General features: G+C 76.6%; 5 protein-coding genes. All 5 read right to left on the reverse strand.

The window, feature by feature from the left end; genetic code table 11:
• Positions 1-29: 29 nt before the first annotated feature.
• Genes AB0H28_RS11415 through AB0H28_RS11435 form a run of 5 tightly spaced genes read right to left on the reverse strand, consistent with a single transcriptional unit; the run spans position 30 to position 17,908 of the window.
• On the reverse strand, positions 30-5,486 hold the full coding sequence (locus AB0H28_RS11415; RefSeq protein WP_358037229.1) for an SDR family NAD(P)-dependent oxidoreductase: 5,457 nt from the start codon (positions 5,484-5,486) through the stop codon (positions 30-32).
• A 35-nt stretch (positions 5,487-5,521) separates the two neighbouring features.
• Complete coding sequence (locus AB0H28_RS11420; RefSeq protein ID WP_358037232.1) at positions 5,522-9,022, reverse strand: amino acid adenylation domain-containing protein; 3,501 nt, start codon at positions 9,020-9,022, stop codon at positions 5,522-5,524.
• The gene (locus AB0H28_RS11425; protein WP_358037234.1) at positions 9,019-11,325 is read right to left on the reverse strand and encodes a lantibiotic dehydratase; all 2,307 of its coding nucleotides are present in this window, start codon (positions 11,323-11,325) and stop codon (positions 9,019-9,021) included. The genes AB0H28_RS11420 and AB0H28_RS11425 overlap by 4 nt, the downstream gene beginning before the upstream one ends.
• Positions 11,322-14,447 carry a thioesterase domain-containing protein gene (locus AB0H28_RS11430; protein ID WP_358037237.1) on the reverse strand — a complete coding sequence of 1,042 codons (3,126 nt, stop codon included), beginning with the start codon at positions 14,445-14,447 and terminating at the stop codon, positions 11,322-11,324. Before AB0H28_RS11430 ends, AB0H28_RS11425 begins: the two co-directional genes overlap by 4 nt.
• Entirely contained in the window at positions 14,444-17,908 is a 3,465-nt protein-coding gene (locus tag AB0H28_RS11435; RefSeq protein WP_358037240.1) for an AMP-binding protein, read from the reverse strand. Before AB0H28_RS11435 ends, AB0H28_RS11430 begins: the two co-directional genes overlap by 4 nt.
• Positions 17,909-18,132: the final 224 nt, after the last annotated feature.

The following is an 18,132-nucleotide window of genomic DNA, read 5'->3' on the forward strand; positions in this document are numbered from 1 at the left end:
CGGTGTCTCCTTGGTCTGCGTCGGGGATGTCAGCCGCGGGGCAGCCGCGGGATGGCCGGGATCGCCGCCGGGGCGGCCGGTGCGTCGGCGGGCGACTCGGCGCGCAGTTCCTCGATCCGGGCCGCCAGCCCGGCCACGGTGGGGGTCTCGAAGAGGCTGCGCATCGGCAACCGCACGCCGGTCGCCTTGCGCATCGCGGCGATCAACTGCACGGCGACAAGCGAGTTGCCGCCGAGGGCGAAGAAGTCGTCGTCGACGCCGACGTCGGTGACGCCCAGGCCGTCGCGCCACACCTGGGCGATGGTCTTCTCCAGCTCCGTGCCCGGGGCCGCCGAACCGCCACCGGCGGCCGGCGTGCCGGTCGGGGCGTCGGTCTCCTCGGCCAGGCTGTCCGTGGTGACCCGGGCGGCCCGGCGCCGGATGTCGGCCACGCTGCGGGTGGCGATGACCACCTGCGCGCCGAGACCGGCGCCGAGGCTGCGGCGGAACGCCTCCGCGCCGTCGACCGGGCGGATGTCCTCGGTGACCGGGGCCGGCGCGTCGGCCTCGGTGCCGGCCTCGACCAGGTTGCCGGTGACCGCGCCCTGGTCCACCCGGCGCAGCACGAAGTCACTGATCGCGACCAGTTCCCGGCCGTCCGGGTCACGCAGCGAGAGGTCGGCGGCGACCACCTCGTCGGTGGCGGCGGGCCGGTGCCGCAGGTGACTGTCGAACCGCTCCGGCAGCGTCCCGCGCACCACGATCCGCCCGTACGACAGCGGCAGGTAGGTGCCGGCGCCCTGGCCACGGCCGAACGCGGTGGCCACGTCGAGCAGCGCCGGGTGCAGCCCCCAGGCCGGCAGGTCGGCCAGCGCCGCGGCGGGCGCCTGCACCCGGGCCAGTTCCTCCCCCTCCGCGAGGTGGTGCTCGGCCAGCGCGCCCCAGCGCGGCCCGAACGTGAGCATGCTGGTGCGGCCACGCCCGAACGAGGCATCGTCGTCGACCCGCCGACCGGCCACGGCGGCCGGGGCGGCCGGCGGCGCGGCCTCGGTGGTCCACCCCGCCGCGCCGCGCACGTGCGTGCGCAGCCGGCCGGCGGCGAGGCTGGCCACGGTGAAGTCCACGCCCTCCTCGGTCGGGGTCACCTCGACGCGGTACTGGGCGACGGCGCCGTCGGGCACCGAGAACGGCTCCAGGAAGACCACGTCGCGCAGCTCCACCGCGGCCCCCGGCGCCGGTGACGGCAGCGCGGCGACCACCGCGGCGCGCACCGACTCCAGGTGGGCGGTGCCGGGCACCACCGGCACCCCGCCGATCCGGTGCTCGTCGAGCAGCCAGTGGGTGTCCGCCGCGACCAGACCGTGCAGCACGGTGCCGTCCGGCCCGGCGACCATGGTGGTCAGCACCGGGTGGGTGACCGCGCTGGTCACGGTGTCCCGCCCGGCGGCCCGGAACGCGGCCGGAGCGGCGGTCTCCACCGCCATGCCGACCTCGGCCCAGCCGCCCCAGTTCTGCGACACCACGGGCGCCCGGAAACCGGCGCCGGAGCGGGCGAGGGCGTCCAGCACGTTGTTCGCCGCGCAGTAGTCGACCTGGCCGAAGCCGCCGATCACCGCGGTGATCGAGGAGCAGAGCGCCACGAAGTCCAGCGGCAGGTCGCCGAAGACCTGGGCCAGGGCGAGCGTGCCGGCGAGCTTCGGCGCGAGCACCCGCTCCGCCTCGGCCCGCTCCTTCACCTCGGCCATGCCACCGCCGGGCAGGCCGGCGGCGTGCACGATGCCGTCCAGCCCGCCGAAACGGCGCTCCGCCTCGGCGCGCACCCGACGCAGGTCGTCCGGGTCGGTGACGTCGGCGGCGAGCACCAGCACCTCCGCCCCGGCGGCCTCCATCCGGCGGATCGCCGCGATCGCCCGGCCGGCCCGGGCGGCGCCGCCGTGCACCGCCAGGTGCGCGTCCCAGTCGTCCCGCTCGGGCAGGCCGGAGCGGGCCAGCAGCACCAGCTTGGCGCGGGCCCGGCGGGCGAAGTCCTCGGCCAGGGTGACGCCGATGCCGCCCAGCCCGCCGGTGATCAGGTAGCGGCCCTCCTCGCGCAACACGCCCGGCTCGTCCTCGGCGGCCACCGTCACCTGCTCGTAGCCACCCACCCAGCGCCGGTCACGGCGCAGCGCCACCTCCGGGTGCTCCGGGTCGACCGGCGTGCGCAACTCCACCGCGAGCGCGGCCACCCCGCGCGCGGCGGGATCGGCGTCGAGCAGCCGGACGGTGAGGCCGGGCAGCTCGACCGGAAGCACCCGGGCCAGGCCGGCCAGCGTGGCGTGCTCCGGCCGGAGAAGGTCGTCGCCGCGCACGTCGCCGATGCCGGCGGTGACCAGGTCGAGGCGGACGCCCGCCTCGTCGGCGGTCAGCCCGGCCGCGGCGAGCGCCTGCACCAGGTGCAACGCGCCGAAGAAGCCGCGCTCCTGGGCGGCCCAGGCGGCGGTCACGTCGGTGCCGGCCGGCTCGCCGTCGAGCGCGAACGCGTGCACGATCCGCCGGGGCAGGTCCGCACCGAGCGCGGCCACCAGCGCCTCGGCGTCCTCCCGCGCGCCGGGGCGCAGCCGGAACCCGCCCCCGGTGGCGGTGAACACGCCGCCGGCGCGTACCTCGACCGGGTCGTCGCCGGCGGCCCGCAGCGCGGCGACGAGCGCCTCGCCGCGCGGGCCGTCGGCCAGCACCAGGCAGCGGCCGAGCGGCTCGACCGCGCGGGCCGGCGCGGCCTGCTGCCACACCGGCACCGCGAACCACTCCGGCAGCGGGCGGGGCCCGGTCTCGGCCGGGGCCACGTCCTGCACCCGGACCGGGTCCGGGTCGACCCAGTAGCGGCGCCGCTCGAACGGATAGGTGGGCAGCGGCACCCGCCGCGCCTCCGGGTCGGCGGCCAGGTCCACCGGGACCCCGGCGCACCACAGCGCGCCGGCGGTGCCGAGCAGCGTGGCCAGGTCGCCGGTGGGCTCCCCCGGACCGGGCAGGCTGCCCAGCGGGGTGAGCGCACGCTGCGCCTCGCCGGCCTTCGCGACCTGCATCCGGGCCAGGTTGGCCAGTTGCCGGCCGGGGCCGCACTCGACAAGCGCCCAGGTGCCCTCGGCGAGCAGGGTCGCCACGCACGCGCCGAAGCGGACCGGTTGGCGCAAATGCGCCGCCCAGTACGCCGGGTCGGTGGCCTGCGCGTCGGTGATCCAGGTGCCGGTCACGTTGGACACGAACGGCGCGGCCGGCGGGCGCAGCTCCACGCCGGCCATCAGCGCGGTGAACTCGTCGAGGATCGGGTCCATCATCGGCGAGTGGAAGGCGTGCGAGGTGCGCAGCAGCTTGGACTTGTTCTTGCTGCCCAGGCTCTCGGCGAACGCCTCGACCACCGCGGTCTCGCCGGCCACCACGCAGGTGCCGGGGCCGTTCACGGTCGCCACCGACAGCCCCTCGGGCAGCCGGTCGGCCACCGCCGACTCGTCGAGCGTGACGGCCAGCATGGACCCGGCGGGCAGGGCGTGCATGAGCCGGCCCCGGGCGGCCACCACCCGCAGCGCGTCGGGGAGGCGGAGCACCCCGGCGAGGGTGGCGGCCACGTACTCGCCGATGGAGTGGCCGATCATCGCGGCCGGGGTGACCCCGGCGGCGCGCCACGCGGCGGCGAGCGCGTACTCCACGGTGAACAGGGCGGGCTGGGTCCAGCGGGTCTCGGTGAGCCGCGCCGCCGCCTCCGGGTCCCGGCCGAGGATCAGGTCCCGGATGTCCAGGCCGAGGTCGCCGCGGAGCAACTCGGCGCACTCGTCGACGGCGGCGGCGAACGCCGGGTCCTCGGCGTACAGCTCCGCGCCCATGCCGGCGTACTGCGAGCCCTGCCCGCTGAACAGGAAACACACCCGGGGGGCCGGGCCGTCGGACACGCCCCGCAGGCGCCTGCGCTTGTCGCGCAGCGCCACGACGGCTATCTGCGGGTCGCCGGCGACCACGGCGGCCCGGTGGGCGTAGCGCTGCCGGCCGATCCGCAGCGTGTGCGCGACGTCGGCGAGCAGGTCCGGGCCGCCGGCGGTGGCGCGCTCCAGGTGATCGGCGAGGTCGCGGACCGCGGCGTCCAGCGCGGTGGGGGTCTTCGCCGACACCTGGAGCAGGTGCGCGGGGCGGACCCGCCGCTCGGACCGGTACGCCGCCGGCGCCTCCTCGAGCACCACGTGCGCGTTGGTGCCGCCGATGCCGAACGAGCTGACCCCGGCGCGTCGCGGACCGCCGCCGGCGTCCCACTTGGTCAGCGTGTTCGCCACGTAGAACGGGGTGTCGGCGAAGTCGATGGCCGGGTTCGGCGACTCGTAGTTGATGGTCGGCGGGATCAACCCGTGCTCCATGGCCAGCACCGTCTTGATCACGCTGACGATGCCGGAGGGCTGGCTGAGGTGGCCGATGTTGGACTTCACCGAGCCGATGCCGCACCAGCCCCGGTCGTCGGTGTCCCGGGTGTAGACGGCGGAGAGCGCGGCGATCTCGATCGGGTCGCCGAGCGCGGTGCCGGTGCCGTGCGCCTCGACGTAGCTGATGCTGCGCGGATCGATCCCGGCCAGCCCGACGGCCTGCGCCACGGCCTCCATCTGCCCGTCGATGCTGGGCGCGGTGAACCCGACCTTGCCGGCGCCGTCGTTGTTGATCGCGTTGCCGAGCACCACCGCGCGGATCGTGTCGCCGTCGGCGATCGCGTCGGAGAGGCGCTTGAGCAGGGTGACGCCGACGCCGCTGCCCCAGACCGTGCCGTTCGCCCCGGCGTCGAACGGCCGGCAGCGCCCGTCGGGTGAGGTGAAGCCATCCATGCCCAGGTAGCCGGCGTGCGGCAGCTCGATGTTGACACCGCCCGCGAGGGCCATGTCGCATTCGCCGTTGCGCAGCGCCTCGCAGGCGAGGTGGAACGCGACGAGGGAGGTGGAGCAGGCGGTGTGCACGGTGAGGCTCGGGCCGCGCAGGTCCAACCGGTAGGAGACGTTCGTGGCCACGTAGTTCGGCGAGTTGCCGGTGGCGATGGAGACGGCGCCGTGCGGGCTGCCGCCGACCCGCTTGTTGCGCAGCACGTAGCGGTTCAGGTAGGTGGTGCCGCCGGTGCCGGCGTACACCCCGACCGCGCCGTCGTAGCGGCCCGGGTCGTAGCCGGCGTCCTGGAGCGCGGTGTAACAGCTCTCCAGAAACAGCCGGTGCTGCGGGTCGGTGATCTCGGCCTCGCGGGCGGTCATGCCGAACAGGCCGGCGTCGAACTCGTCGTACCCGTCGACCAGCGGGGCCCGGTTCACCCAGCTCGGGTCGTCGACCTCGTCGGCGCTGACGCCCCGGGCGAGCTGCTCCTCGCGGGTCAGCTCGGTCGTCGACTCCACGCCGTCGACCAGGTTGCGCCAGAACTCGTCGACGTCGGCCGCACCGGGCAGACGGGCGGCCAGGCCGACGATGGCGATGGGTTCGATGCCGTCGTCGGCGGCGGGGATGTCGTCAGTCATGGCAGGTCGTCCTTCAGTTAGCGCGGGTTGCGGCATCACGGCTGGTGCGGTCGGCGGGGTGGCGGGGTACGGCGGGCGCGGCCCCGCCGGGCGGCGGCGCGCATCGCGGCGCGGGCCAGCTCCGGCCGGTCGGCGGCGCCGTCGAGGCTGGCGGCGAGCGCGCGCACGGTCGGGTGGCGGAACAGGTCGAGCATGGTGATCGAGCGGCCGGTGGCCTCGGCGAGCCGGGCGTGCACCGCGGCCAGCGCCATCGAGTGGCCGCCGATGTCGAAGAAGTTGTCGGTGACGCCGACGGTGTCCCGGCCGAGCACGTCGCGCCAGATGCCGGCGATCAGCTCCTCGGTGGCGGTGCGCGCGTCCGGGCCGGCGGGCAGCGGCACCCGGGCCGGCTCGGCGGCGGCCACCGTCATCGCGCCCAGCGCGGCCACCCGCACCGCCGGGCGGGGCAGCTCGACGGCCACCTCCCCGGTCGGCGCGTCCGGGTCGGCGGCGAGCGCGCCGACCAGGGCGGCCAGGTCGGCCAGGAGCGCGGCGATCCGGTCGCCGTCGAACAGGTCCGGGTTGTGCACCACCTCGACGCCGGCCCGGCCGTCGCGCTCCACCACGTAGACGGTGAGGTCGAACGGCGACCCGGGTTTCGGCACCGGCACCGGCTCGGCGGCCAGGCCGGTCAGGGCCAACCGGGGCGGGACGAAGTTGAGCACGTTGAACAGCACCTGCACCAGCGGGGCGCGGGAGGTGTCCCGGCCGACGCCGAGCGCCTCGACGATGCGTTCCAGCGGTGCCCCCGGGTGCGCGGTCACCTCGTGCAGCTCGACCGCGCACCGGTCGACCTGCTCGGCGAAGCTGCCGCCGGCGCGCACCCGCACCGGCACCGTGTCGATGAAGAAGCCGATCACCTCGTCGAACGCGGCCAGCCGACGGTCGGCGACGATCGCGCCGAGCACGTGGTCGTCGCCGCCGGTCAACCGGCGCAGCAGCTCGCCGAAGCCGGCCAGCAGCACGGCCGCCACAGTGGTGCCGCGCCGCGCCGCCAGGTCGCGGACCGCCCGGTCGGCCGGCTCGGCCAGCGTGACCGCGGCCTCCGCGCCGGCGTACGTCTGCACGGCCGGGCGGGGCCGGTCGCGGGGCAGGTCCAGCACGGTCGGCGCGCCGGCCAGGTGCCCGGTCCACCAGGCCAGGTCGGTCTCGCCGCGGCGGCGGTCCCGCTCCTGTCGCCACACCGCGTAGTCGGCGTACGTGGCGGGCAGCGGCGGGCGGCCCGGCGCCGGCCGGCCGAGCACGCGCGCGTACGCGGCGGCCAGCTCGTCGTAGAGCAGCGCCTCGGACCAGCCGTCGAAGACCGCGTGGTGCACGGTCACCGCGAGCACGTGCTCCTCGGCCGCGAGCCGGTAGACGGCGACCTGCCAGGGCGGGCCGGTGGCCAGGTCGAACGCGTGCCCGGCACCGGCGGCGAGCATGCCGGCCAGCTCGCCGTCCGGGTCGGCGGCGGTGGAGAGGTCGACCACCGGCACGGCCACGTCGGTCGGCTCCTCGCGGACCGCGTACGGCACCCCGCCCTGCTGCGCGATGCGCCAGCGCAGCACGTCGTGCCGTTCGGCCACCAGGCGCAGCGCGGCGCCGAGCGCGGCGACGTCGAGCGGCCCGCGCAGCCGGTGCGCGACCGCGATGTTGTAGGGCGCGCTGGACGGGGCGAGCTGGTCCATGAACCACAGCCGCCGCTGCGGCGGGGAGAGCGTGGGCGGGTTGCCGGTACGCAGCCCGTCGCCGCCGGCCGGGTCGGCGGCGCGGACCCGCCGCACCAACGCGGCGAACGTGCGGTCGGTGAACAGCACCCGGGTGTCCACCTGCCGGCCCGTCTCGGCGCGGAGCGCGGCGACCAGCCGCATCGCGGTGATGCTGTTGCCACCGGCGGCGAGGAAGTCGCTGTCCGGGGCGGGCGCGGCGCCCAGCAGCCGGGTCCACAGTCGGCGGACCGCGACCTCGACCGGGTCACCGTCGCCGGGCGTGTCGGGCGCCGGCGCGGCGGCCGTGGCCAGCGCACGCAGCGCCGGCCGGTCCAGCTTGCCGGTGGTGGGGCTGACCGGCAGCGCGGCCAGCCGCACCGTCCGCGCCGGCAGCATCGCGGCGGTCAGCCGCCGCCGCGCGTACGCCCGCAGCACGTCGTCGGCCGGCGCGCCGGCCGGACTGAGGAACGCGACCAGTTCGGTTCCGCCCGGGCCGGGCACGGCCTCCACGGCGGCCCGCTCGACGTCCGGGTGGGCGGCCAGCACGGCCTCGACCTCGCCCAGCTCGATCCGCTGGCCGCGCACCTTGACCTGCCGATCGGCCCGGCCCAGGTAGACGATCCGGCCGTCGGGCGCCTGACGGACCAGGTCACCGGTGCGGTAGAGCCGTTGGCCGGCGACGGCGCCGAACGCGTCGGGCACGAACCGCTCGGCGGTCAGCGCGGGTCGGTTGAGGTAGCCGTCGGCCAGGCCCGGCCCGCCGATCAGCAGCTCACCGGTCTCCCCCGGCGGCACCGGCCGCAGGTCCGCGTCGACCACGTACGCGCGGTGGTTGGGCAGCGGCCGGCCGATCGGCACCGGGTCGGCGTCGGCCGGGGTGAGGTCGCCGCTGACCGCCAGCACGGTCGTCTCGGTCGGCCCGTAGCCGTTGAGGAACCGCCGCCCGGGCGCCCAGCGGGCGACCAGTTCGGCCGGGACCGCCTCGCCGCCGCAGAGCAGCACCCGCCACGTCGGCAGCTCGGCCGGATCGAGCAGGGAGAGCACGGTCGGGGTGACGAAGCCCCAGCTCACCTCGTGCGCGGCCACGAACCGGGCCAGCCGCGCCGGGTCGGCCCGGTCGTCGGCGCCGAGCAGTTGCACCGCACCACCGAGGGTCAGCGGCACGAACAGGTCCATGGTGGCCGCGTCGAAGCCGAGCGAGGCGATGCCGAGACTGCGTACCGACGCGTCGGCGCCGGTCAGCGCGCTCACCCCGGTGACGAACTCGACCGCGTTGCGGTGGGTGGTGAGCACGCCCTTGGGGCGGCCGGTGGAGCCGGAGGTGAACAACACGTACGCCGGGTCGCCGGGGCGGGCCGGGCAGGGCGCGAGCGGGGCCGGCCCGGGCAGGCCGAGCACCGCCACGGCCGGCTCGTCGCCGAACTCGGCCGCCGCCGCGTCGCCGACCACCACCCGCACGTCCGCGTCCCGGGCGATCTCGCGCAGTCGCTCGCGCGGGCCGCCCGGCTCCAGCGGCACGTACGCGGCGCCGGCCAGCAGCACACCGACCACGGTCACCACCAGGTCCGGGGTGCGCGCCCCGCACACGCCGACCCGGTCGCCCGGGCCGATGCCGTGCCCGCGCAGCGCGGCGGCCACCCCGGCGGCCCGCTCGACGAGCTGCCGGTAGGTGAGCCGGGTGTCCCACTGGCGCACCGCCACCGCGTCCGGGGTGCGGGCGGCCTGCGCGGTGATCAGGTCGGCGAGGGTCGCGTCCGGCCAGGGCAGGTCCGGTCCGTGCACGGCGCTGACGGTCAGGGTGTCGGTCACTCCGATGCTCCAGGATGCTCGGCCGGGTCGGTGATCTGGAGGCGCAGCTCGCTGACGTAGCCGCGGCCCCGGGCGTCGGGCACCCAGGTCTCGGTGGGTGCGGGCAGCAGTTCGGAAACCACCACCGGCACGTCCGGCCCGGTGCGCAGGGCGGCGTCGACCATGGCGCACAGCGACTGCGCGTACAGCGGACCGGTCAGGTCCACGTAGCAGGGTTTGATCTCGGTGCCCACCTTGACGAAGACCCGCTCGGGCAGGCCGGTGGCCGCCCGCCAGCGGCGGACCGCCAGGTAGCGGGCGTGCTCGTCGGCGTGGCCGCCCAACCCGCACGCGCCGGCCGTGGTGCGCCAGGTGCGCCGGGCCACGACCAGCCGGTCGATGGTGATCCGGGGCGTGTGCGGCGCGGCGTCGAGCAGCTTGAACGCGTCCAGCAGCAGCGAGCCGAGCAGGGTGGCGAAGACCTCCATCAGCGGCCAGCGGGCGCCGTCGGGGAAGACCGCGGTGAGCCGGTCGCCGGCCCGTTCCACGAGCACCGCGACGGCCGGGACCAGCCGGCCGGCGTCGGCGCCGTGCGCGGTGTCGATGCCGAGCTGACGGTCCGCCGGACCGGTCAGCGCGTACGTGGTGCGGGTGGTCCGCCGCGGGAAGCTGTCCGGCCAGAGCACCCGCAGCCGGGTCGGGCCGAGGTCGGCGTCGAGGTCGGCGCGCAGCGCGTCCGGGTCGGGGTGGAACGGGCTGAGCACCGCGCTGTCGAACGCCACCGAGGCGGGGTGCAGCTCGCCGAGCACGAGCAGGAACTCGCCCCGCTCGACCGCCTCCGGGGACGCGGCGCTGAGCTGGACGTCCGGGTTGTGCAGTCGGGCCGACGGCCAGCCGGGCGTCTCGGCCGGGAACAGTTCCCGCACCCGCCCGGCGAGGTCCGCCGCGCGCAGCCGCACCTCCGCCTGCTCGGCGGGCAGGTCGCGCAGGCCGAACAGCTCGGCCCAGCGCTCGGTGAGCGCCGCGCCGGCCCGGCCGATCGGGCCGTCCGGGGCGATCAGCGTGCCCTGGGCCAGCAGCCACAGGTCGGCCAGCCGCACCGGCTCGCCGCCGGCGGCCAGTTCGTCGTGCAGCTCGGTGAAGAGTTCGCCGCAGCGCTCGGCGACCTGCACGCTGAACCAGCGGGCCGTGCGCAGCACCACCGCGAGGGGTTCGGCGAGCGCGTCGGTGACCGCCGTGCCGATCCGGAACTCCAGGTCGCGGGCGGTTTCCTCATAGCAGACGGTGCGTGCGGCGTACATCTGCCCGCTGTTGCGGGTGGCCGGGCGGCCGGTGACCGCGGTGAACCCGGCGTTGAGCGCGGCGAGCGCGGCGGCGAGCCGGTCCGGGTCGCCGGCCGCGGCCGCCACCTCGTCGCGGGCGGCCCGGAGCCGGTCGAACTCCGCGGCCGTCGCGGCGCGGACCGGCTCGTCGCCGATGGCGGCGATCCGCGCGTCGAGGACCCGCTCGGCGTCCGGGGCGATCGGCAGGTTCGCGCCCCAGCTCAGCCGGCCACGTTCGACCCACCGGTCGAGCAGCAGGTAGACGTCGTCGGGGCCGTGCACCGCGCCCTCGGCGCACAGCCGGTCGGCCAGCTCCAGCGCCGGGGTGCGCCCGTCGCAGGCGGCCAGCAGCCGGGCCTCGACCGGGGTCAGCGCGACCGGCGGGTGCAGCGGCCAGCGCAGCTCCCGGCCGACCACGGTCAGGTGTGGTTGCAGCGCCGGCGCCCACCAGCGGCGCACCGCCAGGTCGTCGGCGAGCCGGTCGGCGTACGCGATAAGCGCCCACGCCTCGAAGAACACCCGGCGGCGGTGCACCAGCGTCGCGCCGGGCACGGTGCGGACGCCGCGCACCGCCGGGTCGAACGTGCCCCAGCAGACCGGGCCGAAGAAGCCGATCGTCTCGGCCTTGCCGCAGTAGCGCTGCCAGTAGCGCAGCAGGCTCAGCTCCCGCTTGCGCCGGCGCACGTTGCGCACCTGCGGGTCGGTGCGCAGCAGGCCGTCCAGCGCGATGAGCATGTCCGGGTTCTGCCAGGTGACCGCCTCGCGCAGCAGCGGGTCGGCGGCCAGTTCGCCGGCCACCGCGGAGGAGTCGGCGAACGCCTCGCGCAGCGTCTTGTCGAACACCTCCGTGGTGCCGGCGTCGGCGAGCAGGGCGTCGGCGGCGGCCGCGCAGCCGGGCGCGGCGAACCGGTCCAGTCCGGCGGCCGGGAAGCCGGCGGTGCGCAGGACCACGTCCCGCCACACCGACCAGCCGGTGTCGCCGAGCGGCAGCAGGTGGCTCACCGCGTCGCCTCCCGCCGGGTGTCGGTGATGTGCAGGCGCAGCTCGCTGAAGTAGCGGCGGCCCGCACGGTCGGGCACCCACGCCTGCTCCGGGGCGGGCAGCATCTCGCCGACGGTGAGCGAGACGTCGTCGCCGCCGTCGACGCGCGCGGCCCGCACCATCGCGCAGAACATGGCGGCGAATCCGGGCGCGGCCAGGTCCACGAAGCAGGGCTTGGTCTCGGTGCCCAGCTTGACGTAGACCTGCTCCGGCAGCCCGAGCCGGCGACGCCAGGCCCGGACGGCGAGGAACCGGTCCCGCTCGGCGGTGGGGGTGGCCAGGCCGCTCTCCCCCACCGTGGTCCGCCACGTCCGCCGGGCCACCACCAGCCGGTCCACCGTGATCCGGGGCGTGTACGGCGCGGCGGCGACCAGTTTGAACCCGTCCACGGCGTGCGCGCTGAGCGCCTCGGCGAAGATCTCGACCAGTGGCCAGCGCTGCCCGTCGGAGGCGGTGGCGACCAGTTCGCCGTCGACGTCGTCGACGGCGAGGTCCACCGTGGGCAGCACCCGGGTCGGGTCGGCGCCCGGCGCGTCGAGGAACGCCAACTGCCGGTCGGTCGGCCCGGTCAGCGACTCGGCGGTGCGGCTGGTCCGGCGCGGCCAGTCGGTCGGGAAGAGCAGTCGGACCCGCCGCTCGCCCAGGTCGGCGGCGAGGGCGTCGCGCAACCGCGCCACCTGCGGGTGCGACGGGGTGAAGACCGCGCAGTCGAACGACGACCAGGCGGCGTGCAGCTCGCCGAGCACCACTGTGTAGTCGCCGCGCCGCAACGCCGCCTCGTCGGTGGCGCAGAGCTGGAGGTCCGGGCTGTGCATGGCGGCGTTGGACCAGCCGGGTCGGCGGTCGGGGAAGACCGTGTCGATCTTCTCGGCCAGGTCGGCCGCGCGCAGCTCGACCCCGGTGGCGCCGGCGGGCAGCGTGGCCAGGCCGAACAGCCCGGCCCAGCGGGCCGCGAAGTCGGCCGCGACCGCGTCGACCGGCCGCTCGCCGTCGCCCCAGAACAGGCCCTGGGCCAGGAACCACAGGTCGGCCAGCGCCACCGGGGCGCCGGACTCGGCGCGCAGCTCGTCGTACAGGCCGCGCAGCACCTCCAGGTAGGCGTCGGCGAGCGCGTTGGCCAGCCAGCGGGCGGCGCGCAGCAGCACGTCGAGCGGGGCGGCCAGCTCGGCCAGCAGCGGGGCGCCGAAGACCACGTCGAGGTCGCGGGCGGTGTCCTCATAGCAGATGGTGCGGCCGGCGTACATCTGGCCCGCGCGGCGCGCCGCGGGCACGCCGGTCAGCTCGGTGAACGTGGCATCGAGGGCGTCCAGCGCGGCCCGCAGCGCCGTCGGATCGCCGGCCGCGCCGGCCACCGCGTCGCGGGCGGCGCACAGCCGGTCGAAGCCGGCGCGGGCGGCGGCGCGGGCCGGCTCGTCGCCGACCGCGGCGATCCGCTCGGCGAGCACCCGCTCGGCGTCCGGGCTGACCGGCAGCGCCGCGTCCCAGGTGACCAGCTCCCGTTCCACCAGCCGGTCCAGCATCGCGTAGCCGTCCTCCGGCCGGCGCAGCCCGACCGCCGGGTCGGCGACCAGGTCGGCGGCGGTGCGGCGTCCGTCGGCGGCGCGCACCAGCGCGGCCTCGACCGGGGTCAGCGTCAGCGGTGTCCGGCCGGGCCGCAGCACCATCCGGTCCCGGATCGCCAGGTGCGGTCGCAGCGCCGGCGGCCACCAGCGGCGGACCGCCAGGTCCGCGCCGATCCGCTCGGCGTACGCGGTCAGCGCCCAGGACTCGAACCACACCCAGCGCCGCCGGGTCAGCCGGTCACCGGGGTCGACCCGGGCGACCGCCGGCTCGTCGGGGTCGACGGTGACCCAGCAGCTCGGCCCGAAGAAGCCGACCGTCTCGTTCTTGCCGCAGTAGCGCTGCCAGTATTTGAGCAGCGCCCGCTCCCGGTCCCGCCGGCGCACGTTGCGGGGCGCGTCGGCGCCGCCGCGCGCCAGGCCGTCCAGCGCGACCAGGGCGCCCCGGTTCTGCCAGGTGACGGCCTCGCGCAGCAGCGGGTCGGCGGCCAGCGCGCTGAGCCGCCCGGCGCCGGCGCGCACCGCCTCCTCGAACTCCTTGTCGAAGCGGTCCTCGCCGGTGCCGGTGGCGAGCAACTCGTCGGCCGCCGCCGCGGCGCGCGGCGCGCTCAGCAGCTCCAGACCGTCGGCGGGGAAACCGGTGGTCCGCAGCATCGCGTCGCGCCACACCGACCAGCCGGTGTCCCCGAGTGGCACCCGGTGCGCGCCGCCGGCGGTCCCGCGACCGACGGCGCGCACCGGGGCCGGACCCGCGCCCGGTGTCGCGGCGCGGGTGGTCGTGGCCCCGGGCCCGGTGGTCGCGGCGGTCAGGTCGGCCCGGATCAGCGCGGCCAGCTCGGCGAGCCGGTCGTGCAGGAAGAAGTGCCCGCCGGGCAGCTCGTGCAGGGTGAACCCGGCGGCGGTGTGCTCGGCCCAGGCCGCGTTCTGCTCGCGGGTGACCGCTCGGTCGTCGTGGCCGGCGAACGCGACGATCGGCACCGGCAGCGGCTCGCCGGGGACGTAGCGGTAGTCGTCCACCCGGCCGAAGTCGGCCCGCAGCAACGGCAGCAGCAGCTCCACCAGCTCCGGATGGTCGAGCAGCTCGGCCGGGAGACCACCACCGTCACCGAGACGGCGCAGCAGCTCCGCGTCGTCGGCCCGGGACAACCCGTCGAACAGCCCCGGCGCTGCCACGTGCGGGGCGCGGGCGCCACCGACGTAGAGCCGCAGCGGCAGCGGCCGGCCGGTGCGGCGCAGTTCCCGCACCACCTCGAAGCCGAGGCGGCCGCCCATCGAGTGGCCGTAGATCGCGTACGGGCGGTCGGCCCGGGAGGCGATGGCGTCGGCCACCTCGGCGACGGAGAAGCGCGGGTCCTCGGTGATCCGGTTCTCCCGGCCGGGCAGCTGCACCGGCAGCACCTCGACGCCGGTGTCGAACGCGGCCGGCCAGCGCCGGAACGCGCTGGCGCCCGCGCCGGCGTAGGGCAGGCAGAACAACCGCACCGGCGCCTCGGGTCGGCTTCCGGTGGAGACGAACCAGTTCACCGCGGGCCTCTCTGCACAGGGTCTATCCAGTGCCGGCGGCGCTGGAACGGGTAGGTGGGCAGTCCGGTGCGCCGCACGGTGCCCTCGGGGTGCAGGGCGTCCCAGTCCACGTCCCGCCCGGCGACCCACTCCGCGGCCAGCTCGCGCAACGGTCCGGCGTCCCCGGCGGTCCGGGCGTCGGTGTCGAGCAGCACGTCCAGCGCGGACAGCGCGGCGGGCAGGTCGGCGGCGACCACGGCCGCCCGGTGGGCGAACGGCCGCCGCCCGAGCGCCAGCGTGGCGGCCACCTCGGGCAGCGTCGGCGCGACCGCGGCCAGGTGGGCCCGCAGCCGGGCCACCGCGGCCCGCAACGCCACCGGGGTACGCGCGGAGACCGGCAGCAGCCACGGCCCGTTCCCGGGTTCGACCGGCTCGACCGGCGGCGGCTGCTCCACCACCACGTGGGCGTTGGTGCCGCCGAGGCCGAACGCGCTCACCCCGGCCACCCGGCGCCCGCCGTCCGGCCAGTCGCGGGCCTTGGTCGGCACGTAGAACGGGCCGGCGGCCAGGTCGATCTCCGGGTGTGGGCGGGTGAAGTGCAGGTTCGGCGGGATCACGCCGTGGCGGACGGCGAGCACCGCCTTGATCAGCCCGGCGATCCCGGCGGCGGCGTCGAGGTGACCGATGTTCGTCTTCACCGAACCGAGCGCGCAGGTGCCGGCGGGCGCGGCGTCGGCGTACACCTCGTGCAGCGCGGCCACCTCGATGGCGTCGCCGAGCGGGGTGCCGCTGCCGTGCCCCTCGACCAGGCGGATCTCGCCGGGGGCCACCTCGGCGGTGGCGAGCGCCGTGGCCACGGCGGCGGCCTGCCCGGCCGGGCCGGGCACGGCGAATCCGGCCCGGTCCGGCCCGTCGTTGGTGACCGCCCAACCGGGCAGGATCGCGTGGATCCGATCGCCGTCGGCCTGCGCGTCGGCCAGCCGGCGCAGCGCCACCACGCCCGCGCCGGAGCCGAAGCCGGAGCCGGCGGCGGCCTCGTCGAAGGCGCGGCACCGCCCGTCCGCGGAGGCGAGCCCGCCGGGGGTGGCCCGGTGCCGGGGCCAGGTGACGGTGGCGCCGCCGGCCAGGGCGAGGTCGCACTGGTAGTCGGCGAGGCTCTGCGCGGCCAGGCAGACCGCGACCAGCGAGCTGGAACAGGCGCTCTGCACGGCCAGCGCGGGCCCGGTCAGGCCGAGCCGGTAGGCCACCTGGCCGGGCAGGTGGTCGGTGAACTGCCGGCCGACGAGCCGCGCCTCCCAGTCGTCCGGGTCGACGTCGCCGACCACTGCCGGGTTGTCCATCAGGTGGAACAGGAAGTAGCGGTTGGCGGAGGTGGCGGAGTAGACGCCGACCGGTCCCGGGAAGCGGCGCGGGTCGTGCCCGGCGTCCTCCAGCGCCTCCCACGCGGTCTCCAGGAAGAGCCGGTGCTGGGGGTCGGTGCGGGCGGCCTCGTCGGGGCCGAAGGAGAAGAACTCGGCGTCGAAGTCGGTCACCCCGTCGAGCCGGCCGGCGGCGCGCACGTGCCGGGGGTCGGCGCGCAGCCGCGGCCCGACGCCGAGCGCGGCCAACTCCTCGTCGGTGTGGTCGTGCACAGAGTCCACCCCGGTGCACAGGTTCCACCAGAACGTCGCCACGTCGGGCGCGCCGGGGAAGCGGCCGGCGATGCCGACCACCGCGATCTCGTCACCGGTGTATTCGCGGGCGGCGCTGACCGGGGCGGCGGGCGCCGGCAGCAGCGGGGCCCGGACCGCCTCGGGCGGGGCGTCGAGCAGCGCCGCCTGGGCGGCGACGCTGGGGTTGTCGAACAGGCGCAGCATCGACAACCGGACGCCGAACCGCTCGGCGAGGAGCTGCTGCAGCCGGCCCAGCAGCAGCGACTGCCCGCCGACGTCGAAGAAGTTGTCGGTGCGGCCGACCGCCGGCCGGCCGAGCACCTCGCACCAGATGTCGTGCACGGCGCGTTCGGTCGCGGTGGCCGGCGCCGCCTCGGCGGGCACCTCGGTGTCCGGGTCGGGCAGCGCCCGCTCGTCGACCTTGCCGCTGACGGTGAGCGGGAACTCGTCGACGACGACCACGGCGCGGGGCACGGCGTAGTCGGGCAGGGCGGCGGCCAGGGCCGCCCGCAACGTGGCCGGGTCGGGACGGGCGGCGGCCGGCCGGACGTACGCCAGCAGTTCGCCGTCGCGGGCGATGGCGCGGACACCGGCCACCTCGGGCCGGTCGGCGAGCACGGCCTCGATCTCGGTCAGCTCCACCCGGTGCCCGCGCACCTTGACCTGCCGGTCGAGCCGGCCCAGGCAGACCAGGTCACCGCCGGGCAGGCGCCGGCCGAGGTCGCCGGTGCGGTAGGACCGCACGCCGGTGTCGTCGGTGGCGAAGCGGTCGCTGTCCTGGTTGAGGTAGCCGGGCGCGAGGTGCCGGCTGCGGACCACGATCTCGCCGGTGCCCGGGTCGAGGTCGAGCCGGTAGCCGGGGAACGCGGTGCCCACCGGCATCGGCCCGACGGCGGCCGGGTCCACCTCGGACAGCGGCTGCACGTACCGGGCCGCGAACGTCATCTCGGTCGACCCGTAGCCGTTGACCAGCACGCAGTCGGGCGCGAACCGGTTCCGGCCGCGCGCGGCGTCGGCCCAGGTGGCCTGCTCCCCGCCGAGCAGCACCGCGCGCACCGAGGCGAGCCGGCGCTCGCCGAGGGTGTCGAGCAGATACCGGTAGACGGTGGGCGTGGCGTGCAGCACGGTCACCCGGTGCCGGTCGAGCTGCTCGACCGCATACGCCAGGCCCTGCCGGCGCAGGTCGACCGGGACGACCGCGGCGCCGGTGAGCAGCGCCGGGTAGAGGTCACTGATGGCGGCGTCGAAGCTGAACGAGGCGAGCAGGCTGAGCCGGTCGGCCGGGCCGACGGCGAGCGCGTCGATCTGGTTGTCGACGACGTGGGCCAGGTTGCGGTGGGTCTGCCCGACCGCCTTGGGCACGCCGGTGGAGCCGGAGGTGAACAGCACGTACGCCGGCGCGTCCGGGTCCACCGGGACCGGTCGCAGCGGGGCCGGGGCCACCTCGTGCAGCGGCACCAGCGCCCGTCCGTCGGCAAGCGCCCGGGCCAGCTCATGGTGCTCGGCGGCGTATGCCACGGCGGTGATCCCGGCGGCGGCGACCATGTGCCGGAGCCGGGCGACCGGGAAGTTCGGGTCCAGCGGGACGTACGCGCACCCGGCGGCCAGCGTGCCGAGCAGCGCGGCGACGGTCGGCGCGCCGTGCGTGGTGAGCAGCGCGATGCGGTCGCCGGGCCGGAAGCCGGCGGCGACGAGCACTGCCGCGTGTCCGCCGGCCGCGCCGGCCAACTCGGCGTAACCGACCTCGTGGGTCTCACCGAGAAGTGCCGGACGGCCACCGTGGACCGCTGCGACCGCGCCGAAACGATTGATGATCATCGTCTCTGCCATGTCAGGAAGCGGGTCGCGCTCCACTGACGACAGGCACGCAGCGATCGACGAATGTGACCATTGATCCCCCCCAGGACTTCACATTGGAAGCAGAATATGGCTCGATCCGTCGATCGGAAGGGCATCGATGCGGGTTGAGCCGAAGGTGGGAGGACCCCTGGTACCTCGGGCGGAGGATTTCGTCCGATCATCCCCCTAGCGCGTAGACGATTGTCGGCGTAGAT

The sequence above is a fragment of the Micromonospora sp. NPDC050980 genome (assembly GCF_040653835.1).
Lineage (GTDB): Bacteria > Actinomycetota > Actinomycetes > Mycobacteriales > Micromonosporaceae > Micromonospora.